This is a genomic window from Streptococcus porci DSM 23759 (assembly GCF_000423765.1).
Lineage (GTDB): Bacteria > Bacillota > Bacilli > Lactobacillales > Streptococcaceae > Streptococcus > Streptococcus porci.
Genome location: NZ_AUIP01000024.1, coordinates 1 through 22,151, shown reverse-complemented (window position 1 = coordinate 22,151; position 22,151 = coordinate 1). Strand labels below are relative to the sequence as shown.

Below are 22,151 nucleotides of genomic sequence, written 5' to 3'. Positions count from 1 at the left end.
CCAGAAGTAGCAAGCTACCTCCTTCAGCGTTCTACTTGCATGTATTAGGCACGCCGCCAGCGTTCGTCCTGAGCCAGGATCAAACTCTCATTAAATTAATCGTTTGTCCGGCTAAACACTCTGGCTTATCCGTTTATTGTTTCTTGACAGGTTACTTTGCGTAACCCGCACTTGGTTCGTCTTGTTCAGTTTTCAATGGCCCTCTCCTAAGAGACAACTCCTATATTCTAACAAATAACTTGAAACTTGTCAACTCTTTTGTTAATTTTTTTTATTACCCCATGAGCTTTACCTCTCAAAAGACAACTCATATATCTTACCGAATTTCTTTTCATCTGTCAAGAGGTTTTTTGAAAAATGCAAAAAACTTTTTCAAAAAATTTTGAAAAAGTTTTTATAATTCTTTAATTTGTCAGAATATCAAGGGTTTCAATCAGGTTATCTGCATGGATTTCAAGGGTATCGCCACTGGCTTTGATTTTAACTTCAATAATGCCTTCGTTTGCTTTTTTACCAACGGTAACACGAATTGGAAGTCCGATAAGATCGCTATCAGAGAATTTAGAACCGACACGCTCGTTACGATCGTCTGTCAACACTTCATACCCTTTAGACATCAAGTCAGCTTCAATTTGAGCTGTCAATGCTTGTGCTTCATCATCTTTAGTGTTAACAGTAATCAAATGGACATCAAATGGTGCTAATTCTTTAGGGAAGTTAATGCCCCATGCAAATTTGAAGTCACCTTTTGGTGTTTTGTTAACAAAGAGGCGGGCGTGTTGCTCGATAACAGCTGACAAGATACGGCTTACTCCGATACCGTAGCATCCCATTACCATAGGAACAGCTCTGCCATTTTCATCAAGAATAGTTGCTCCCATGCTATCTGAATAGCGTGTGCCCAATTTGAAGATATGACCAATTTCAATACCGCGAGCAAATTTAAGAACTCCTTGACCATCGGGAGAGATTTCTCCCTCTTTAACTTCACGAATATCAACATATTCTGCATGGAAGTCACGTCCTGGATTAACACCAATCAAATGGAAGCCGTCTTCATTAGCACCAACAACTGCATTGGCAATATCTTGAACTTTACGGTCCGCAACAATGCGAATATCCTCAGAAAGTCCAACTGGTCCAAGTGAACCAAAGTTAGCACCAAAGACTTTCTCAGCATCTTCTTCACTTGCTGGATCTAAGAAATTTGCTCCTAAGAAGTTTTTAAGCTTAACATCATTAACTTGGTCATTTCCAGCAAGGAGGGCAACAACCGGTTTTTCATCAGCGATGAAAAGGAGGGTTTTAATGGTTTGTTCTTCAGAAACGTTTAAGAACTCAGCTACTTCATCAATAGTCTTACTGTTTGGCGTTTCAACTTTGACTACTTCTTCTTGAGTAACAACCTTAGTTGAAGGTTTGTACTCATTTGTGGCCATTTCTAAGTTAGCAGCGTAACTTGATTCGGTTGAATAAGCGATGGTATCTTCTCCTGAAACGAGCCAAGCATTAAGTTCAGCTTTAATTTGCTCAAGGACTTCTGATGGGATTTCTTCAACTGAAGCAATTGATTTATCGAGAACCAACCAGCGATCAAGATCTGTACGGTCTGGTGTGATGGCCATAAACTCTTGTGAATCTTTACCACCCATAGCTCCGCCATCACCAATGATACCTTTGAAATCAAGACCAGCACGAGTGAAGATGGCCTCGTACGCTTTACGATAATCCTCATAAGTAACATCAAGGTCGTCATAATCTTTGTGGAAGCTATAACCATCTTTCATGATAAATTCACGTGTGCGCAAAAGGCCGTTACGTGGGCGTTTTTCATCACGATATTTAGATTGGATTTGATAAAGATTGAGCGGTAATTGTTTGTAAGACTTGACCGCATCACGCGCCAGCATAGTGAATGTTTCTTCATGAGTTGGACCAAGGATAAAATCTGATTGATCACGATTCTTAAGTTTATAAAGATCTTCACCATAGGTCTCATAACGCCCTGATTCGCGCCAAAGATCTGCTGTTAAAAGCGCTGGTGCTAGCATCTCAACCGCACCGATTTTATCAAATTCTTCACGCATGATAGTTTTGAATTTTTCAATAGTACGATTTGCTAATGGTAGGTAAGAATAAATTCCTGCCGATACTTGACGAACGTATCCCGCACGCAACATAAGAGCATGACTGATTACCTGAGCATCACTTGGCATTTCGCGAAGTGTTGGGATGAGCATTTTAGATTGTTTCATAATAGTAATGTATGGGGAATTCAAATTTCTGAAATTTGCTGTAAAAACGAGGAAACTTGCCAGTGGTATTTCACCAAGACAAGTTTATCTCTTTCTCTATAGCAAATAATCCCCTCTTCAATTCCTTTCAAAGTTAATTTAGATAAAGTCTAATTTTAGAAAAAGACTCTCATGATATCGTTCCAAGTCACAGCAATCATCAGGACAAGCATAACAGCGACTCCTGCCAGTGTAATGTAGGTTTCTGTTTCTTGCTTGAGAGGTTTCCTCCGAATAGCCTCTAAGATATTGATAACAATTTTCCCTCCGTCAAGGGCTGGAATTGGAATCAAGTTAAAAATTCCTAGATTGATAGAAATGGCTGCCATGAGAGAAAGGACAGATTCTAAGCCACTTGCTGCCGCCTGATTGGACATTTGGTACATGGCTACCGGCCCGCCCAACTTATTAAGACTGAAATTAGTAATGAGACTTCTTAGCCCGTTCAAAATCAAAAAAGTCGTGTCCCAAGCTTGGGCAAAACCGCCTTGGATTTTGTCCCAGAGACCTGTTTTTAACGCCGGCATAACACCGATGTAAAATGAACCACTGTTTTCCAAAGGTGTAACCACAAGTGTCTCTTTTTGTCCCGAAGATTTTTGAACCTCAATTTCTAAAGACGAACCTGCGGTTAGACCTTTGGTGGCTGTTTCCACTGCCTGCTGTAAATCAGACCAGTTTGACACCTCAATCCCTTCAATCGATAAGATTGTGTCACCAGATTGGCCACCCGCAACAGCAAAGGCTCCCCCTTCAGTAGCTCTTATCTGGGCAGTCTGCAAGTTTGGTGTGCCACCTTGCATAAAGACAAGGGCAATAAAAACAAGAACTCCTAAAATAAAGTTGTTCATAGGTCCAGCAAAGTTGGTCATTAAACGTCCCCAGACCGTCGCGTTTTGATACTGGACATCTAAAGGAGCTATCCGAACTTCCGTACCATCTTCTTCGATTATGGTTGCGTCATGATGAACTCTATAAGTCTTCTGTTCATCCAAAACTAGGCCTGATATGGTCAAATCTGCTTCAAGATCATAAGCTGTAACGTTAATGGGGAGAGCTGTCCTGTCAATCTGTTTCCCCGAAAGATTAATTCGCGTGACCACTCCTTCAGCATTTAAAGTCAAAGCAGCTGGTGTCCCGGTTTTAATTTCGGTTGTATCATCGCCCCACCCCGCCATACGGACGTAACCACCTAGAGGCAATATGCGAATAGTATAGGCTGTACCATCTTTGCCAATGTGTGCAAAAATTTTCGGTCCCATGCCAATAGCAAATTCACGCACTAAAATGCCAGATTTCTTGGCGAAGTAAAAGTGACCAAACTCATGGACGGTGACAATGACTCCAAAAATAATAAAGAATGATAATATACCTAGCATAGCACCTCCTTAAAAAATCCCAAAGAAGTGCATGATAGGGAAAACGAAAATCATGCTATCAAAGCGATCCAAAACACCACCATGTCCCGGAATCATTTTTCCAGAATCTTTAACACCATAATAACGTTTCAAAGCACTTTCGACCAAATCACCAAACTGGGCAAAGATACTGAAGATGAGAACTAAAACAATCATCACTAGGAAGTTATACGGAGCATAAACTGTAGGTTTTAGCAGCATAAAAATAATAGCAACAACAACTGCGGACACCATCCCCCCTAAACTTCCCTCGATGGTTTTGTTTGGTGATACGGATGGCAAAAGCTTGTGTTTCCCGTAAGAACGCCCGACCATATAGGCACCAATGTCCGTCGCCCAAACGATGAAAAGGGCTAAGAGAACCTTATCTAAACCAGCTATACGAGCATTGATGAGATTTTGGAAACCAATTCCTACATAAAAACTAGAAGCAATTGGAAACATGGCATCATCAAAACTGTATTTCCCAAAATTTAAAACCGTCCCAGCTAAGATAAAAAAAACAAGAATAGTATAGACGCTAAGACTAGCGTCTATAGGTAAGAAAGTCAGGTAATGATCCATGGGAACTGCCAGTACAAAAGCGCCCAGCATGGCAAACAAACCTTCAAAAGAAAAGACCTCGAAACCTTTCATTTTGACAATCTCAGAGACCCCAATCATAGCTAGAATACCAACAAGAAGTTGGAAAGCAACTCCTCCGAACCAGAGAAAAGGGATAAAAATGGCTAGAGCCAAAGCTCCAAAAACAACACGTTCCTTCATCTACTCCTCTTTCTATACGCCACCAAAACGACGGTGACGTCGATTATATTCCTCAATCGCAGCAACTAATTCTTTTTCTTTAAAATCAGGCCAAAGAACGTTAGTAAAGTAAAATTCACTGTATGCTGCTTGCCAAGGTAAAAAATTGCTCAACCGCAACTCACCGCTAGTTCGGATAATTAAATCTGGGTCACGATAGAGATAGGGTAAACTTGCTGTATTGAGATAATTGGCAATCAAATCCTCTGTAATATCACCGGTGTTAAAGCGAGCGTCTAAAACATCTTGTGCGATTTGCTTAACCGCAGAAACAATTTCAGCACGGCCACCGTAGTTCAAAGCAAAATTGAGAATTAAACCTGAATTTCGATTTGTGAGATTTCGTGCGCGATTGAGGGCGTCTAGGGTGTCTTTAGGCAAGCGACTGGTATCTCCAATCATTTGAACCTTGACGTTATTTCTATGAAGTTCAGGCACGTACTTATCAAAAAACTCTACAGGTAAGCTCATAATAAACTTAACTTCATCAACCGGCCGAGTCCAGTTCTCTGTGGAAAAAGCATAGACCGTCAGAACTTTCACACCCATTTCTGAGGCTTTAATAGTAACTGCTTGAAGGGCATCCATGCCAGCCTTGTGCCCCATGATTCTGGGTTGCATCCTTTTTTTAGCCCAACGACCATTACCATCCATGATAATTCCGATATGCTTTGGAATTTTTTCCAAGGCAACCTGAGTCAATTCTTTTCTTCTATTGAATTTAAACATAAGATTTTCCTATTATTTTATACTCTGTTCTCTATTTTACCATAATTTGAGCAAAGTAACCGATTTTCCTGCTTTATCAGTCAAATTCCTCACCTTTCCCATAAAACAATTTTGTAAAAACGCTTTCATTTTTATCTAAAAAAGAGTATAATATAGACAAAAGGAGGTGGTCTTCTATGGCTACACAATCTTATCGCCACATTTTAGTTGGACTTGACGGTTCACCTCAAGCTGCATTAGCTTTTGAAAAAGGATGCGCTGTCGCTCTTCGCAACGATGCAGAGCTTGTCCTTGCCCATGTCATCGATACACGTACCCTGCAAAACATTGCAACGCTTGATACTTTTGTCTTTGAAACTTTGGAGCAGGATGCTAGACGCATGCTGGAAGAATTCAAGACACAAGCCTTAGATAAAGGCGTTAGAGAAGTCAAAATCGTTTTGGAATTTGGTAATCCTAAAACACTTCTTTCAGTTGATATTCCTGAAACTGAAAACATAGACCTTATCCTCTTAGGAGCAACTGGTTTAAATGATATTGAGCGACTCCTCATCGGTTCTTCTTCTGAGTACATCATGCGTCATGCTAAAGTTGATATCTTGATTGTCCGTGAGGAAAGTAAAACATTGTAACACAAAAATCCCAGATTACTGTCTGGGATTTTGTTGCATTTCTTGCTTTAGCCTATTCAACTTCTTCAACTGCAGAGGAATCTCCATCTGCAACGATTGGTGTTAAATCTGATGCCGTTGGTGTGATGACACGTTTGATTGCTGACAACTCAAAAGTTAGATAAACACCATCCACGTCAAGAACGATTGTTTTGGCCTCAACATTAACCTCATCCACAGTCGCATACATGCCACCAATAGTGACGACTTCGTCGCCTTTTTTCAGTTGTGACAGTTGATTTTGACGTTGCTGAGCTTGTTTCTTTTGACTACGGCTAGTGAAGTACATCATACCTGCCATCATAACAAGCATGATTAAAATCGTTGGGTTCATGGGTTACTCCTTAAATGTGAGATTGAATGGGAAGCTTCTTTGGTATTGCTTCCCTTTAGTATGATTAAAACTAACTATACCAAATTTCGGGATGTTTTTCAAATCGCTGTAATAAAATCGGCAATAGCACTTTCTGGAAGCGAGGATTCACAGATTACCTTAACCGCTCCGCCTTTTGCTACCAAAAGACCCGAAACCGTTGGAACTCCATATTTAGCACGCAAAGCCTGAATCCCAGAACCGTCACCGAAATCCTCGCTATTTAAAAAATAAATTTTTTCACCAAGTTGCTGAGCCACCTTAGCCAGCTTAGGTTCAAAGAGACGGCAATAAGGGCAACTGGAGCGACCGATAAACAGGCTGATATTTCCACCTGCTTGAATGAGTTTTTCAGCTTCTGCGGAAGTGATTGGTATAAATGTCCTAGCAAAGGTCATGTCAGTCCTCCTCTTTTCATCATAGTTATGCAAAAACCTCAGCGACAAGGGCCGAGGTCTCTAAATTACAGACGCAGAAACTTAGAAATCCGCCACATTGTGGTAAACTTTTTGTACGTCATCGTCTGCTTCAAGGGCATCAACCAATTTTTCAAATGTCGCAAGGTCATCACCTTCAAGCGTCACCTCTGACTGTGGAATCATTTCAAGCTCGGTCACTTGGAATTCTGAAATACCAGACTCGCGAAGGGCAAGTAGAGCTTTGTGGAGGTCAGTTGGTGCTGTGTACACAGTAATCGATCCTTCTTCAGCCTCAACATCGTCAACTTCCACATCCGCTTCAAGGAGAAGTTCAAAGATAGCGTCAGCATCATCACCTGCAAAAACGATAACTCCTTTTTTATCAAACATATAAGAAACAGAACCTGTCGCTCCCATGTTGCCACCATTTTTACCATAGGCAGTACGAACATTAGCAGCTGTACGGTTTACATTTGATGTCAGAGTATCTACGATAATCATAGAACCATTTGGACCAAAACCTTCGTAACGACCCTCAACAAAGGTCTCATCTGTATTTCCTTTTGCTTTATCAATAGCTTTATCGATAACGTGCTTAGGTACCTGTGCTTGCTTAGCGCGGTCGATAACGAATTTCAGAGCTGAGTTTGTCTCTGGATCTGGGTCGCCCTGCTTAGCAGCCACATAAATCTCAACACCAAATTTTGCATAGACTTTTGACGTTGCTCCGTCCTTAGCCGTTTTTTTCGCAACAATATTTGCCCACTTACGTCCCATATATAAGTCCTCTTATCTTTTTAGTTTTCTTTTGGAAAATAGCAGAGCTAAATCCCTATAACTTCTTTATTATAGCACTTTGGCTTATTTTAGTAAAATAGGATTTCACACCACAAAAATTCAGAAAATTCTTGAATTAAGGCGAAATTCTGTTATAATATACACATATTTTTCAAGAAAGACGAGTATTCCCATGCGTGACGACATCACAATCAACGACAGAGCCCTCGCTATGTCTAACCAGCTCATTGAGACTTTTGAAAGCATCTTTGATCCTGAAATCGAACTAGATATCTACAACCTAGGCCTCATCTACGCCATTCATTTGGATGAGACGGGTCATCTTAATCTCCTTATGACCTTTACAGATACTAACTGCGGTTGCGCTGACACCATGCCAGCTGAAATCATAAGCAAGTTGACCAAACTAGATGGTATCACTTCTGTCAATGTTGAGATTACCTATAATCCTGTTTGGAAAATGACCCGCATCTCACGCTACGGCCGTATCGCCCTAGGCATTAGCCCAAGAGGTGGAAAATAGGTATGGATTTGTAACATTTATATCGAAAGAGGACAAGATGAAGCATCAAGGAACTATCACGCTAGAAACTGAGCGCCTTATTTTACAAAAATTTAAGTTAGATGACGCTCCTGCTATTTTTCAAAATTGGACTTCCGATGAAGAAGTCACCAAATACCTCACTTGGCAAGCTCACAAAAAACTTCAAGATACGCAGGATTATGTCAAGTTTTGCCTGGAAAGTTATCAAAATACCGACTCTTACCGATGGGTTATCATCGAAAAAAGGAATATGGAACCGATTGGAGACATTAGCGTCGTTTCTATCGAGACCAATGTTCAAGCAGCTGAACTCGGTTGGGTTATCAGTAGGAAGCACTGGGGCAAAGGGTATATGCCTGAGGCTGCAAAAGCAGTCATTACTTATCTGCTGGAAAATATCGGATTTCATCGCGTTTTTGCAGTTCACGATAGCGAAAACTCCCAATCAGGTCGTGTCATGGAGAAAGTCGATATGACCTATGAAGGCACCCTCAGGCAAGCTGCTAAAAACAATCGTGGTATTGTTGATATTGCTGTTTATTCTATTTTGAAAGATGAGGTAAAAAGTAGCTAACAGTCTCTGTTGCTACTTTTTCTATATTCAAAGATAATTTACCAAACTAAAAGTGATACACGACTCCCATTACTGCCCATCCTAAAGATACTATTACTCTAGTAACTAAGAATTTAATAGATAGACTTGCTAACCACAAGCGAATGTGGTTTTTCATACTCGTCATCCAAGTAAGACTGATAGGTCCCTGGAGCGATAAAACCTTTTGGACTAAGGATATCCGTTCCAGCTTGTCCGATAATGGAATCCGCCAACAGGACACAATTAGTTGATAGAACAAAATAAGATTTAAACTTAGAATCAGTAAATTTATAGAGTTTGCCATTACATTCCGTCTGGATGAGATAGGCATAACTGTGTCCCTTGACACCATCTGCACCTGCTGTTTCTGCATCGCTCGGTTCCCAAGGAATAAGCAAATTTTCTATCTCCGCTAGCCTTTCCTGCACTGCTTGTTCCATCTTAACTGTCAGATCAATTCCGTAGCCAAAAAGCGTTTTCTGGCTGACACGTTTACAAAGGGCAATGTACTTATCGCGATCACAAGTATATAGAACACCATCGCCAATCATGCCAAAAAAGCGTTCCGAAGTCGGGTCGTAATTACCAAACGAAATGACACGACCATTGTAACAAAGATCAACATGCCCAATAGCTGAAAACAGAGACGTTTTGGAAGTGTGGATGAAAATCTCCAATTCCGCCGTTTTACCGTCCTTCATCCGATTGTAGGCCTGATTTGCTGTCTCGTCAACATTTTCTTGCAAAAAGGCATTCACCTTAGCGAGAGTACTTGCTGGAATCAGAGCTGTCATAAAAATTGGCAACGTCACACGAATGCGACGTTTTAACTTGTTTTGCGACAAGTCGGCTTCAAAGAAAATGCCATCCCGCAACCGTGTTATCCCTAGCGAAACCAAGTACCATCCTAATAAGAAAAACTCAAAGTTAGCGGCGTCATGAAAAGGCGAAAGGCTATATAAGCCAAGCCAACCAATCCATAGCCCATCAAAGAGATAGCGACCACGTGGCTTGATGGCATTTTTTCTGTAAAGATACCATGTGACTAAATGGACAAAGGCGATAAAAATCTGATAAAAAGCTATGGCAAAGACAAAGAGATAGACCGTTGTGTTTTCTAACCATAGACTATTAGATAAAATAACGGACAAGAGGATTTTTGCCCAAGTTACCCAGAGATTTTCCCTAAGAGCTTTGGGGCGAAACCATCGACTAAAAAGAGACCAAATAGCTGAAAAAAACACGTAGGAAAAAAAGAGTTGATAACCAACACGTGGCACCCTATGTCCATAAATCACAATCGCTATCCCCAAAAAAATATCAAGTAAGCCATTTCGAATAGCTTGCCAACCGTTTTTCCCTAAGCCTGAGATTTTCTTATCCACCAACTCTATACCCCTCTTATTTGTCAACTATTTATAACTAGCGTAAGTCTTCATTCTAAATCAGTGACATCTGAGTTTGACTTAATACCTCGGATAAGGGTAGAAGTCCGTCTCAATCAAATTTGCTCTGCCTTTTTCAAAAGCGTCATTGTCCCAAGTTAGACCAAAATCAAGGGCGGTCTCGTCTTCCAAAAAGTCCATAAGGTCGGAGAGCCCCTCAGTCGTTACATGGTTGAGCTGTTCAGCAAAGTAGGCTAAAAACTCACGCGACAAGCCCTTTTTAGGGTCATAGGGGATGGCAACCAAGTAACCTTCCGGGTCAAATTGGGATTTTCCAGGGTTGTAAAAAAGGACATAGTCTTCAAAGACAACATCTTCCTTAGAAACTTCACCATCCGTATCAATGGTTTCCACACCAGCAGTATTTTGAGCTTCGAGGACAATGGTTACCTCGACAGCGTGATTTTTCTTGTCCCAATCCATGGCAAAGTCGCAAGACAGAGCCTTTTCTAATTCTTCTTCTAATATTGATAAAAAGCCAAATTTAGCCATAAGCCACCTCATTTTTTCTTAATAACTTATTGTACCATAAAATATCATTTTACATTTTCCAGACATTGCTGTATAATATTGCCAACGGATAAGTAATTTGTTTTCTTTTTTCAGAAAATCTGCGGTCGCTGCGAGCAGATATCAGAGGCAGATGAAATTCTACCGTTGTCATAAACCTTGTCAATACTAATTAAGCGCACTCTCGTGAAGTTGGATGGAACCGTGCTTTGGCACTCCAACACTTAGCGGGAGTGTTTTATTTTTTCAAAAGGAGACCAGAAATGTTAGATGTCAAACGACTTCGTACCGAATTTGATGTAGTTGCTGAGAAATTGGCTACTCGCGGAGTAGCTGCCGAAAGCTTGACCGAACTGAAAGAGCTTGATACTAAGCGTCGCGAACTTTTGGTTAGATCAGAAGAGCTAAAAGCTGAGCGCAACCTTTCTTCAGCAGCTATTGCACAAGCTAAACGTAACAAAGAAGATGCCAGTGAGCAAATTGCAACCATGCAAAAAATGTCAGCTGATATCAAAGCTATTGACGCTGACTTGCAAAAAATCGATGAAAAACTCCAAACCATTATCCAAATTTTACCAAATACACCACACGATTCTGTGCCTGTTGGTGCAGATGAAGAAGAAAACGTGGAAGTTCGCCGCTGGGGCACTCCTCGTGAATTTACCTTCGAGCCAAAAGCACACTGGGACTTAGGCGAAGACTTAGATATTCTGGACTGGGAACGTGGGGCAAAAGTAACCGGTGCTCGCTTCCTCTTCTACAAGAACTTGGGTGCCCGCTTGGAGCGTGCCCTCTACAACTTCATGTTGGACGAGCATATCTCAGAAGGCTACCAAGAAATCATCACACCTTACATGGTCAACCATGACTCTATGTTCGGTACTGGTCAATATCCGAAGTTCAAGGAAGATACTTTTGAGTTGGCAGACACTAACTTCGTCCTCATCCCAACTGCTGAAGTGCCATTGACCAACTACTACCGCAACGAGATTTTGGAAGAAAAAGACCTGCCTATCTACTTCACTGCTATGAGCCCATCTTTCCGTTCTGAAGCTGGTTCTGCTGGTCGTGATACCCGTGGTCTTATCCGCCTTCACCAATTTCACAAGGTTGAAATGGTCAAATTTGCCACACCAGAGCAGTCTTATGACGAATTGGAAAAAATGACCGCAAACGCTGAGAGTATTCTTCAAAAATTAGGCTTACCATACCGCGTTTTAGCCCTCTGTACAGGAGATATGGGCTTCTCAGCAGCGAAGACCTATGACTTGGAAGTCTGGATTCCAGCACAAAACACCTACCGTGAAATCTCAAGCTGTTCTAACACCGAAGACTTCCAGGCCCGTCGTGCCCAAATCCGCTACCGCGATGCTGCTGACGGTAAGGTCAAATTGCTCCACACCCTCAACGGTTCTGGTCTAGCGGTTGGTCGTACGGTTGCGGCAATCCTCGAAAACTACCAAAATGAAGACGGTTCTGTCACCATTCCAGAAGTACTCCGTCCATATATGGGTGGCGTTGAAGTGATTGCACCAAAATAATGTTTATGGTCACCAGTTTAAGACTGGTGGCTTTTCTCATTTTCAAAAAGACATAAAGAGAGTCCATCATGAACTCTCTTAATTTTCGTAATCACCACCAGCGACCCCAAAATATTCTTCTAGAGTCAGCCCTGAATTGTAAATATCTTTGGCTTCCTTGCCGATATAACGAACATGCCAAGCTTCTGGCATATAGCCCGTGCTGTATTCCTTCCCTGGCAGATAACGCACGATAAATCCGTACTCATGAGCATGACTGGCTAACCAACTAGCTGCACTTGCTTCTGTCAAAAGCTGCGCATTACTATCTAACAGGTCAAAAGCTAGACCCGTCTGATGTTCACTATAGCCAGGACGAGCTGAGTAGCGATCTGCTTCGGCCTGACCGTCTCGAGACACATAGCTATTATAAAGACCCGTCTGAGTCTCATAAGACCTAAACCCACTATAGGAATTGCTAACATTAAATCCTTGAGCCTGCATATCAGCAACTAAAGTTTGAAAGGCAGCCAAAGCTGTCGGGTCTTCACCGGGTGCATAGGAGGCAGACAAGGGATGCTTTTTATTGGCGATGATAACCTCACCATACTTACCTTGAACGCTGTAGTAAGAGCCATTGAAAGTTGCATCTGTAGAGACTACGTTTTCTGTCGATGAGCTACCACTGCTAGTTTCAGGGTCGCTAGTGTCTATAGTCGCCTCTGACTCACTCTTTTCGGTTTTCTGAGTAGTCTGACTCGTCTGGGTCGTCTGGGTCGTTTCAGCCGACTTAGAAGGCTCAGCTTTCTTTTCTGACTTGCTACACGCGACCAAAGTTAGACTTGATAGGAGTACTAAACTTAGTAGTTTCTTGTTCATTTCCATCTCCTTTTACAATAGCTAGTATTCGTTCGTGATGATTTCTCTAAAACTCACACTATACCTGCGGTTAGGTTCGATAATCAAACCGTATTTACCCTCTACAATAAGTTTGAATTGGGCTAAATTGACTGGAACGGCCTCTAACTTTCGATAGTTTTGTCTGTGAGCACTTTCTTCTGAAATGAAGAGTTTGATGCTCTCTCGTCCCTTTTGATTGTCAATTTCAAATTTAAAGCTAGAATCTGCTCCCGATAAAATCGGTGTCCCCAGATAATAAAATGTTCGCTCTTTAAGCAGGTCAAAAGCTGCCTTCTGCGTCAGCTTTTCTTTATGACAAGTCCAGAGGAGGCAAAAAGTATCAATTGCATAGGCAATTTTTTCCAATTCGGTGCGTTCAAGAGCATAATCTCCCATAGCAAAACCGTAAAAATTGAGGCGTTCACAATTATTTTTGAACAGAAAATCAATGACCTGACCCAAGGGGAAGATTGCCGCCCGGCGCTTGAAATGAAGGATTTTCTCTTCCAAGGACTTTTGTGAAAGGCAAACATGGAGAGTCGCCCCCCAAGGTTGACCCTTGTCATCCACCAAGACGGCAACTTCTCGCTCTAAATGATCAAATAAATTCAAGTGTTTAATTGTTAGTGGTACATTATTATTTTGAAGCTCTTGTTCTGTCATAGAATTCACTTCCAAAAATCGTCAAAAATGGTAATCGGCAGATGACGTTTGTGCTCAGTTCTATGCCACCAGCCCTCGATTTTAGTTTGAGCATCAGAAGATATTTCCTTACCCTCCAAGTAATCGTCGATATCCGTGTAGGTCACGCCAAGGGCAGCTTCGTCCGTTAAGCCTGGGCGATTTTCCTCTAAGTCAGCTATTGGGACTTTTTCATATAGAGATTTGTCGGCACCAAGGGTTGCTAGAAGCTGGCGCCCTTGACGCTTATTGAGTCGGTAGAGGGGGAGGAGGTCTGCGCCACCATCACCAAATTTTGTGAAGAAACCGGTAATATTTTCAGCAGCGTGGTCTGTCCCGATGACCGCCCCACTGTATTGACCTGCAATAGCATACTGGGTAATCATGCGCTGACGAGACTTAATGTTGCCTTTATTGAAATCCGAGATGTCTACTCCTGCTTTTTGCAGCTCGGCCACTTGCCCATCGACCGCCTCCTTGATATTAACCGTCAGACTGACATCTGGTTGGATAAAAGCTAATGCTCTTTGAGCATCCGCCTCATCTGCCTGAATGCCATAAGGTAGGCGAACAGCAATAAATTGGTAGTTGTCATCACCCGTTTCATCGCGGAGTTCTGCTATTGCCAGCTGAGCCAAGCGACCAGCTAGAGTTGAATCCTGACCACCTGAAATACCGAGAACATAGGTTTTTAGAAAAGGGTGTTTTTTCATGTAATCTTTTAGAAAATCAATCGAACGGCGAATTTCTTCCCCGGCATTAATCTCTGGTTTGACACCTAGTTGCTTAATAATCTTTTCTTGTAAGCTCATGATAAATCTCCATTTTTAGCTTTACGACGCATATCATCAATGAGTTCCATCTTGTTATTCCAAACGTCTTGGGCTAGGTCAACTGGATACTCTTGGGGATTTAGCACGCGCTTATACTCATCCCAAAGGGCATCCAAAACAAATCTTGCGTAGTCCTTGATTTCCGTTAATTTCGGTAACTTGTAGACCAACTTCCCATCTTTAAAGACATCAATCAAGAGTGGTACGGCATCAAAATCCTTTACGGTCTTGTTGATGTAGGTGTAGGTAGGGTGGAACATGAAAATTTCATCCAGACTGTTGACATCAGCATTAGCAAAGGTGATATAATCCCCTTCGGACTTACCTTTTTCACGACTGGTAATGCGCCAAACCTGTTTTTTGCCAGGAGTGGACACTTTCTCAGCGTTATTTGACAACTTAATGGTATCAATCATATTACCATTTTCATCTTCGATAGATACAATCTTATAAACTGCCCCCAAAGCCGGTTGGTCATAAGCTGTAATCAACTTTGTTCCCACACCCCAGACATCTATCTTAGCTTTCTGCATTTTGAGGTTGAGGACAGTATTTTCATCAAGGTCATTAGAGGCGTAAATCTTAGCTTGGGTAAAGCCAGCTTCGTCCAGTTGTTTACGAACCTGCTTAGACAGATAAGCCATATCGCCAGAATCTAAGCGGACACCTTTGAAATTAATCTTGTCGCCAAATTCCTTAGCCACACGAATAGCCGCAGGTACCCCGATTTTCAAGGTGTCATATGTATCGACCAAGAAAACGCAATCCTTGTGAGTAGTTGCATAGGCTTTAAAGGCCTCGTAGTCATTTCCATAGGCTTGGACCAACGCATGCGCATGCGTTCCTGATACTGGGATACCAAACATTTTCCCTGCGCGGACATTTGACGTGGCGTCCGCTCCACCGATGACAGCTGCGCGAGTTCCCCAGATAGCGGCATCCATCTCTTGAGCGCGACGAGAACCAAATTCTAGAAGTGGCTCGTCTTCGATTACTGATTTGATACGAGCCGCCTTAGTAGCAATCAGAGTTTGGAAATTAACAATGTTTAAAAGTGCTGTTTCTACCAGCTGGCACTGAGCAAGTGGACCTTCAACTTGGACAATCGGCTCATTGGCAAAGACTAGATCACCTTCTCGGGCTGACTTAACAGAAAGTTCGAGCTTGAAGTCTTTTAGGTAGGCTAAGAAGTTCTCTGGGTAACCAAGTTCTTTCAAATAAGCTAGATCAGACTCCGTAAATGTTAAATTCTCCAAATAACGGACAATACGTTCCAAACCCGCAAAAACAGCGAAGCCATTCTCAAAAGGTAACTTTCGAAAATAAACTTCAAATACAGCGCGCTTGTTGTGAATCCCTTTTTCAAAATAGACCTGCATCATATTGATTTGGTAAAGATCGGTGTGTAGGGTTAAACTGTCATCTTGGTACATAGAAGCCTCCAATTTTTTCTTGTGACTATTATAACATAAAGTAACCTTGTCGGCGGTCTTTAGATTCCACTTCCCAGAAAATGATGAAAAGCACCCGAGCGAACTCGGGTGCTAGTTAAATTAGTCATTATCTACGATGTATTGGTAAGCCTGTTGACCTGCCATTGCTCCATCGCCTACAGCTGTGGTAATCTGACGAAGGTCCTTTTGACGAACATCTCCAACAGCAAAAATGCCTTTTCTCGAAGTCTTCATGTGGTCATCAGTTGGAATCCAGCCATTCTCATCTGTGATACCCAGATCTTTGACAAAATCAGACACTGGATCCAGACCAACGTAGACAAAAACACCACCAAATTCATGGTTTGTGACCTGACCAGTTTTGACATTTTCAATATCAACGCTACGCACTTTAATGTCATCACCCTTGATTTCCTTAACAACAGAATCCCAAATAAAGGAAATACTGTCATTGGCAAAGGCGCGGTCTTGAAGAAGCTTTTGGGCACGCAATTCATCTCGGCGGTGAACGATGGTCACACTTGAAGCAAAGCGGGTCAAAAAGAGTGCTTCCTCAACTGCCGAATCACCGCCCCCCACAACCAAGAGATCTTGATTGCGGAAAAAGGCACCGTCACAGACCGCACAATAGGATACCCCGCGGCTATTAAATTCGAGCTCACCAGGAACCCCGATATGACGGTGTTTAGCACCGGTTGCAATGATAACTGTTTTGGTTTCATACTCCTCGTCGTCAGTTTTAACGATTTTGTAGTCTCCTTTGTCTTCGATACCGGTTACGATACCGTAAAGATTTTCTACACCTAATTTTTCCAAAGGTTCAAACATTTTCATGGACAGCTCTGGTCCAGAAATTAGTTCAAAGCCAGGGTAATTCTCAATGTCTGAGGTATTGTTCATCTGACCGCCAGGAGCTCCTTGTTCCAGGGTCGCTACTTTGAGGTTGGAGCGAGCAGCGTAAAGAGCCGCAGTCATGCCAGCAGGGCCAGCACCGATTATTATCGTATCGTACATCATATTAAGTACAAAGCCAGTTCTATTTAGGGAATGAACTGTCCTTTCTAAATGTCATCAAGAGTGAATCGTGGCAACGATTCTTTGTATTATACCAAAAACTACTAAGCCTTTATCATGACCATGATAGCCAAAAAAGCAAAGGAAAGAATGGGTGTTGTCACCAAGAAAATCAGCAGGGCTTCATAAAGCAATGTCTGACGCTCTTTTTTAGTTTTATCCAAACGGCGGCTCACTCGGTAAATCAACCAAACTAGCAGAGCCAGCAAAGTCACCACCACCGAAATCGCTAATCCCATCAAATAAAAACGATAAATTGTAGCAAGCATATTTAAAAGATACTAAGGGTGGAAATTTCTAGGAAAATAAACTATTTTCACTTTTCAAAGCATTCCTAGCCCTGTCTTAGTCCAGAATTAATTCTGAACCGTCCTTTCCGAAAGTTTCAAAAAGGAACCTGAGTTCCTTCCTTTTTACTATTATATCAGATTGTTCCTCGTTTGTAATTGGCGAAGAACTCTTTGGTGCGTTCTTCTTTAGGGTGGTTAAAAATCTGATCTGGCGTTCCTTCTTCAAGGATTTTTCCTTTTTCAAGAAATAGCACTCGGTCGGCTACCTCATAGACAAAAGCCATATCATGACTAACCAAAACCATGGTCTGACCACTCTTAGCTGCCACTTCAATAGCTTTTTCAACCTCTCCCACCAACTCAGGATCTAGAGCTGATGTTGGTTCATCAAGGAGTAAAACATCAGGTTTCATTGCCAATGCTCGCGCTAAGGCTACCCGCTGTTTTTGTCCACCAGACAGGTGACGAGGATAGTGGTTTTCACGATCTGACAGTCCTACTTTTGCCAATTCTTCCTTGGCAATGGCTGTCGCTTCTGCATCAGTCATCTTCTTGACCACTTTCAGCCCTTCTTTGACATTGTCAAGAGCTGTTCGGCGCTCAAAAAGATTAAACTGTTGAAATACCATCGCTAACTTGCGACGAAGCTTGAGGACATCCTCTTTCTTAATACTGGTAAAATCAACCTTAAAATCATCAATGGCAAGAGTTCCTGAGTCGGGTTGCTCTAAATAATTCATAGAGCGCAGAAAAGTCGATTTTCCAGCACCGGAAGCACCAACAAGAGCAATGACCTCTCCTTTGTGAATGGTCACATTGAGATCATCCAAGACTTTCTGACCTGAAAATTCTTTACTGAGATTTGAAATGGTAATCATTAGCGGTCACCTCCTAGCTCAACCTGATTGCTTTCAGGCGTTTTGATGGCAAGTGCATTTTCAACTGCCCGCCCTGCATTTTCAATCAAGAAAGAAATTGCCCAATAAATCAGGGAAACAGCAACATAACGCTCGAAATAGCGATAATCATTCCCCGAAATAATCTGAGCCTGATAAAACATCTCGGTAATCCCAGCATTAAAGGCAAGTGAGGTCCCTTTGGTCAAGCCAATAAGAGAGTTTATCAGGGTCGGTGTGGCAATAACAGCTGCATTTGGAATGATGACCCGACGGTAAACCTGACTTTCAGTCATACCGAGACTACGGGCCGCTTCAATCTCACCTGCACTGACCGACTGAATGGCTGCACGGATGGTCTCACTAGCATAAGCTGCTTCGTTGAAAGCAAAGGCGGTCACCACAAAGACTGCTGCCGGCACACTGTCAATATTCCAATCTAGACCAAACTCTAAGTTTATCTTACGGAGCAACATAGGGATACCATAGTAGCTGAGCAAGAGCTGCACTAAAATTGGTGTCCCACGCAGAAAGCTGACAAAGAGAGCCTGGATGCGGTAGAGCACTGGCACCCGTCTGATTTTAACAATGGCAAAAAGCAAGCCTAAAATCAAACCAAAAAGTGCTCCTAGAAGGGTCAAACCAATCGTTGTCGGCAATTTCCCAAGAATTTGGGGAACTGCATCAAAGACAGCCTTTGGTGAAAAGATTTTCCCAGTCGGTATGGACTGCACAAAAACTTTGTAAGGTTCTTCAAGAAGTTTCGCACCAATAATTACAATCAAAAGCCCAATAACCCACGTCAAGGCTTTGCGATGGTTTTTTAACCAAGTCATAGTTAAGATACTAATGGCGTTTAAGAGTTGCTCGACCTACCTAAATCCTTATCAAAATCAGCTAGACAAGCAGCAAACTTACAGGCAACGCCACTCCCTTTCTTTTATTTTCTACAATGACAAGATACTACAAAGGGAAACCCAGCCCTTTGATTTTCTAGATACCTATCCTTTTATTCTAGCATCTCCTCACTTTGGTGTAAATTTCAAGGTTTCAATCCGTGATAATTCTTTTTTATCAAAGCGATAAGATTTGACTATGAATAACAGGTCGGAAAAACCGACCTGATTTTAAAAACTCTGTTTTTTCGCCTTACGTTCAGCACGTCCCTTAGCTCTGTTTTCCGCACGCCGCTCCTTCTTACGCTTCTCGTCAACTTTCCACTGGATTTTCTTCTTGTAGCCCGGCTTGACCTTTTTCTTTTTCTTCTTGACCAGACCAATCATCTCCGTATCAAGTTTCTTGTAAGACTTCTCACGATTGGCACGACGATCACGATCATAAGTATCCTGAAACTCACCATCTTTAAGGACTTTTGGCACAAAGGCTACGCCCATCTTCTCAAGTTCCTTGATATCAGAATCGTCACTTGGTTGATAGAGTGTAATGGCTGTGCCTGATAGACCATTTCGTCCCGTACGACCGACACGGTGCACAAAGAATGATAAATCCTGTGGAATCGCATCATTGATAACGTGACTGACCCCCTCAATATCAATCCCACGAGCCGCCAAATCTGTCGCCACTATATACTCATAATCCAAACTCTTGACCTGATTCATGATGCGCTTACGTTCACGTGGCGGAATGCCCCCGTGAATTTTAGCCACTTTGAGACCATTGGCCACCAAATAACTGTGCAAATCATCAGCACGTTCCTTAGTATTGACAAAAATCATAGCCAGATAAGGATTGAGAACCTTAGCAATCTCCAAAATCTGAGCATTCTTATCACGCCCCTTTGTTGACACCAACCAGTTATCTATGGTGTCAGCAATAACCGTTGATGTCTTGATTTGTTCCATGATAGGATTAGTCAGATACTTTTTGAGAAACGGCTGTAGCTTCTGAGGAATAGTAGCTGAGAATACCAAGATTTGCACATCTTTTGGCAACGAACTTGCAATCTTATCAACCGTATCTAAAAAGCCCATGTCCATGGTCATATCCGCTTCGTCCACAACAAAAGTGTGCGCCTTGTGAATAGCCAAATCACCGTTCTTAACCAAATCATAAATACGCCCAGGTGTTCCGATAACGATATGAGGCTGAGCTGTTTTCAACTTTTCAATCTGACGAAGTTTATCCGTACCACCCACATAATTAACGACACGAATCTCAGCATCAGACTTATCTGCGATTTGCTTAGTTGCTTGGTAAATTTGCGTTGCTAACTCACGCGACGGTGCTGTGATAACCACTTGAACATCTTTTCCATTTTCCTCCAATTTTTCAAAAATTGGCAAAAGGAAGGTGTGAGTCTTACCAGAACCCGTCTTGGATTCACCAACCAAATCACGACCTGAGCGAACAATCGGAATCAATTTTTTTTGAACCTCGGTCGGCTGAACAAACTTAATCTCATCAAGCGCCGCCTGAATGTAAGTTTTAAAATTAAAATCTTTAAATGACATTTATAAACTATGAAGGAATACCTTTTTTCACAAAGAAAAACAACCTCAAGGAGCATAAGCTCAAAGGTTTTATTCCCCTGTTCAGCTATGTGATTAACTGAACATCCCTTTCTCTATTTTAGCCCTTCTATTATACCAAAAATTCTTCCAAAAAGCTCCCGCTTGCCTCTGCTCTGTCATTTTATAAAACTAATTAAAATGCCTCCTTGAAACAAGAAGGCATTTCCACATCACCTTAGATTTACTTGCGACCTTAGATTTGCTTATGGAGTTCATTGAGAGCTCGAACTGCAGGATTTAAGAGTCCCAACTTACCATCGGCATTGGACATGATTGTCATGATATAGTCTCCCTTTGGCGTATGGACAATACCTGCATCATTGGCAGCGTGATAACCCCATCCGCCAATCCAGCCTGCCTTGCTCTGGGTTTTATAGCTAGAACCCAGCACTGCTTTAATCGGAGAAAGATTTGGATTTTCAAACCACGTAGCTACTTCACGGCCTTTGCGGCTTGTCGTAAAGTAGTTATAATTCTGAGTCCAAAGTCCTTGTAAATCACGCGGAGTTAGGTAGGGGTAAAGCGCCTGAACCTTACTTTCGCTTAGTCCAGCCTCTTTGGCCCAACTATACAGACTTGAAGAACCATAGGCTGTGCGAAGACCGCTGTAACCCTCGTTGCTGGAGTAATTAAGGACTGCTAGCATGGTTGCCTTACTCTGATTGATGCTGCTAGGATTTTTTGCTGCCAGACTAGCTACATAAGGCCCCTTGATAGTACTTGCAGAATAATAAGACTGATCAGCTCTATACTCAATCCCTTGTTTGGTAGTCACATCCACCATGACAAAGCCCATGTTGTAGCCTTGTACTTCTAGACTCCTGATAGCATTTGCTAACTCTCTTAGTTTGGCATCCGTCGGAGAAAAGCCACCCAGTAAGGTAAAGGTTTTCCCATTAATCGTCTTATCGTAGCGAGCAGGAATCTTCACTTCGATATTGACTTGCCCAGCTGCCACATAATCACGTTTACCGCCATCATTGGTCACATACAAGTGCACATGGTATTTGCCATTCGTGTACTTGTGGTCGCTAGCTCTGACCGTCAGCTTGTAAGTGCCGTCGGCTTGTTTGGTAGGTTGATACCATTTGAGATCGTCTTGACCCTTGCTCTCAGACCACGTTGGCAACTGAACCAATGTGACACCTGCTATCGACTTAAGGTCAGATACAATCACATCAAAGGTGCCTGTTTGGTTGTTGACATTCTTAATGGTCAGCGTTGCTGTTGGTTTGGGCAGTTCTTTAACGGTCGTCTGGTCTCCTTTGAGGAAGACCAATTTGCCATCCGCTGCTCGGCCATAGGTGTGAATGTGATAGAGGCCTGTCTCGTACTTATGGTCTTTGATATTGACCGTCAAGCTATATGTGCC

Annotated in this window: 23 protein-coding genes and 1 rRNA gene; 4 read left to right on the top strand and 20 right to left on the bottom strand. The window is 42.2% G+C overall.

The genetic code is table 11. The features are described from left to right. The 5 genes from G576_RS0109130 to G576_RS0109110 all read right to left on the bottom strand — a co-directional run. Positions 1-95, bottom strand: a 16S ribosomal RNA gene (locus G576_RS0109130); the annotation flags it as partial. 309 nt (positions 96-404) lie between these two features. Next, positions 405-2,255 carry a proline--tRNA ligase gene (locus G576_RS0109125; RefSeq protein WP_027974345.1) on the bottom strand — a complete coding sequence of 617 codons (1,851 nt, stop codon included), beginning with the start codon at positions 2,253-2,255 and terminating at the stop codon, positions 405-407. Between the two features lie 155 nt (positions 2,256-2,410). Continuing rightward, positions 2,411-3,673: an RIP metalloprotease RseP gene (rseP, locus tag G576_RS0109120; RefSeq protein WP_027974344.1), complete on the bottom strand. Its 1,263-nt coding sequence runs from the start codon at positions 3,671-3,673 to the stop codon at positions 2,411-2,413. A 9-nt stretch (positions 3,674-3,682) separates the two neighbouring features. After that, positions 3,683-4,477 carry a phosphatidate cytidylyltransferase gene (locus G576_RS0109115; protein ID WP_027974343.1) on the bottom strand — a complete coding sequence of 265 codons (795 nt, stop codon included), beginning with the start codon at positions 4,475-4,477 and terminating at the stop codon, positions 3,683-3,685. Positions 4,478-4,489: 12 nt separating this feature from the next. Next, positions 4,490-5,245 (bottom strand): undecaprenyl pyrophosphate synthase, encoded by a 756-nt coding sequence (locus G576_RS0109110; protein ID WP_027974342.1) that lies wholly within the window; start codon positions 5,243-5,245, stop codon positions 4,490-4,492. A 176-nt stretch (positions 5,246-5,421) separates the two neighbouring features. Here G576_RS0109110 and G576_RS0109105 point away from each other — a divergent pair, with 176 nt between their 5' ends. Next, the gene (locus G576_RS0109105) at positions 5,422-5,877 is read left to right on the top strand and encodes a universal stress protein (RefSeq protein ID WP_027974341.1); all 456 of its coding nucleotides are present in this window, start codon (positions 5,422-5,424) and stop codon (positions 5,875-5,877) included. 52 nt (positions 5,878-5,929) lie between these two features. Here G576_RS0109105 and yajC read toward each other — a convergent pair whose 3' ends face one another. The 3 genes from yajC to G576_RS0109090 all read right to left on the bottom strand — a co-directional run bounded on the left by yajC (position 5,930) and on the right by G576_RS0109090 (position 7,485). Continuing rightward, complete coding sequence (gene yajC, locus G576_RS0109100; protein WP_027974340.1) at positions 5,930-6,250, bottom strand: preprotein translocase subunit YajC; 321 nt, start codon at positions 6,248-6,250, stop codon at positions 5,930-5,932. Positions 6,251-6,348: 98 nt separating this feature from the next. Next, positions 6,349-6,687 (bottom strand): DUF6568 family protein, encoded by a 339-nt coding sequence (locus G576_RS0109095; RefSeq protein ID WP_027974339.1) that lies wholly within the window; start codon positions 6,685-6,687, stop codon positions 6,349-6,351. A gap of 81 nt (positions 6,688-6,768) precedes the next feature. Beyond that, positions 6,769-7,485 carry a YebC/PmpR family DNA-binding transcriptional regulator gene (locus G576_RS0109090; RefSeq protein ID WP_027974338.1) on the bottom strand — a complete coding sequence of 239 codons (717 nt, stop codon included), beginning with the start codon at positions 7,483-7,485 and terminating at the stop codon, positions 6,769-6,771. Between the two features lie 193 nt (positions 7,486-7,678). On the opposite strand from G576_RS0109090, the gene G576_RS0109085 reads away from it, so the two are divergent. Both G576_RS0109085 and G576_RS0109080 read left to right on the top strand, forming a co-directional pair. Further along, positions 7,679-8,029 (top strand): metal-sulfur cluster assembly factor, encoded by a 351-nt coding sequence (locus G576_RS0109085; RefSeq protein WP_027974337.1) that lies wholly within the window; start codon positions 7,679-7,681, stop codon positions 8,027-8,029. 37 nt (positions 8,030-8,066) lie between these two features. Beyond that, positions 8,067-8,624, top strand: coding sequence for a GNAT family N-acetyltransferase (locus G576_RS0109080; RefSeq protein WP_027974336.1), 558 nt, complete (start codon positions 8,067-8,069; stop codon positions 8,622-8,624). Between the two features lie 113 nt (positions 8,625-8,737). On the opposite strand, the gene G576_RS0109075 is transcribed toward G576_RS0109080, so the two are convergent. Both G576_RS0109075 and G576_RS0109070 read right to left on the bottom strand, forming a co-directional pair. Continuing rightward, positions 8,738-10,030, bottom strand: a complete 1,293-nt coding sequence (locus G576_RS0109075; RefSeq protein ID WP_245563031.1) for a DUF308 domain-containing protein — start codon at positions 10,028-10,030, stop codon at positions 8,738-8,740. Between the two features lie 81 nt (positions 10,031-10,111). After that, the gene (locus tag G576_RS0109070) at positions 10,112-10,582 is read right to left on the bottom strand and encodes a DUF3013 family protein (RefSeq protein WP_027974334.1); all 471 of its coding nucleotides are present in this window, start codon (positions 10,580-10,582) and stop codon (positions 10,112-10,114) included. A gap of 281 nt (positions 10,583-10,863) precedes the next feature. On the opposite strand from G576_RS0109070, the gene serS reads away from it, so the two are divergent. After that, the gene (gene serS / locus G576_RS0109065; RefSeq protein ID WP_027974333.1) at positions 10,864-12,141 is read left to right on the top strand and encodes a serine--tRNA ligase; all 1,278 of its coding nucleotides are present in this window, start codon (positions 10,864-10,866) and stop codon (positions 12,139-12,141) included. Positions 12,142-12,219: 78 nt separating this feature from the next. On the opposite strand, the gene ldcB is transcribed toward serS, so the two are convergent. The 10 genes from ldcB to G576_RS0109010 all read right to left on the bottom strand — a co-directional run. Beyond that, on the bottom strand, positions 12,220-13,005 hold the full coding sequence (gene ldcB, locus G576_RS0109060; protein WP_027974332.1) for an LD-carboxypeptidase LdcB/DacB: 786 nt from the start codon (positions 13,003-13,005) through the stop codon (positions 12,220-12,222). A gap of 15 nt (positions 13,006-13,020) precedes the next feature. Continuing rightward, on the bottom strand, positions 13,021-13,683 hold the full coding sequence (locus G576_RS0109055; protein WP_027974331.1) for a hypothetical protein: 663 nt from the start codon (positions 13,681-13,683) through the stop codon (positions 13,021-13,023). 5 nt (positions 13,684-13,688) lie between these two features. Beyond that, positions 13,689-14,513 (bottom strand): ammonia-dependent NAD(+) synthetase, encoded by an 825-nt coding sequence (gene nadE / locus G576_RS0109050; RefSeq protein WP_027974330.1) that lies wholly within the window; start codon positions 14,511-14,513, stop codon positions 13,689-13,691. Continuing rightward, the gene (locus tag G576_RS0109045; protein WP_027974329.1) at positions 14,510-15,967 is read right to left on the bottom strand and encodes a nicotinate phosphoribosyltransferase; all 1,458 of its coding nucleotides are present in this window, start codon (positions 15,965-15,967) and stop codon (positions 14,510-14,512) included. The genes nadE and G576_RS0109045 overlap by 4 nt, the downstream gene beginning before the upstream one ends. A gap of 120 nt (positions 15,968-16,087) precedes the next feature. Then, the gene (gene trxB, locus G576_RS0109040; protein ID WP_027974328.1) at positions 16,088-17,002 is read right to left on the bottom strand and encodes a thioredoxin-disulfide reductase; all 915 of its coding nucleotides are present in this window, start codon (positions 17,000-17,002) and stop codon (positions 16,088-16,090) included. 104 nt (positions 17,003-17,106) lie between these two features. Beyond that, positions 17,107-17,331 carry a DUF4059 family protein gene (locus G576_RS0109035; protein ID WP_027974327.1) on the bottom strand — a complete coding sequence of 75 codons (225 nt, stop codon included), beginning with the start codon at positions 17,329-17,331 and terminating at the stop codon, positions 17,107-17,109. A 155-nt stretch (positions 17,332-17,486) separates the two neighbouring features. Further along, positions 17,487-18,230, bottom strand: coding sequence for an amino acid ABC transporter ATP-binding protein (locus G576_RS0109030; RefSeq protein ID WP_027974326.1), 744 nt, complete (start codon positions 18,228-18,230; stop codon positions 17,487-17,489). Next, positions 18,230-19,084, bottom strand: a complete 855-nt coding sequence (locus G576_RS0109025) for an amino acid ABC transporter permease (protein WP_083960000.1) — start codon at positions 19,082-19,084, stop codon at positions 18,230-18,232. Before G576_RS0109025 ends, G576_RS0109030 begins: the two co-directional genes overlap by 1 nt. 291 nt (positions 19,085-19,375) lie before the next feature. Further along, positions 19,376-20,719, bottom strand: coding sequence for a DEAD/DEAH box helicase (locus G576_RS0109020; RefSeq protein WP_027974324.1), 1,344 nt, complete (start codon positions 20,717-20,719; stop codon positions 19,376-19,378). 253 nt (positions 20,720-20,972) lie between these two features. Then, on the bottom strand, positions 20,973-22,151 hold a 1,179-nt coding region (locus G576_RS0109010), incomplete at its 5' end, for a GBS Bsp-like repeat-containing protein (RefSeq protein ID WP_027974323.1).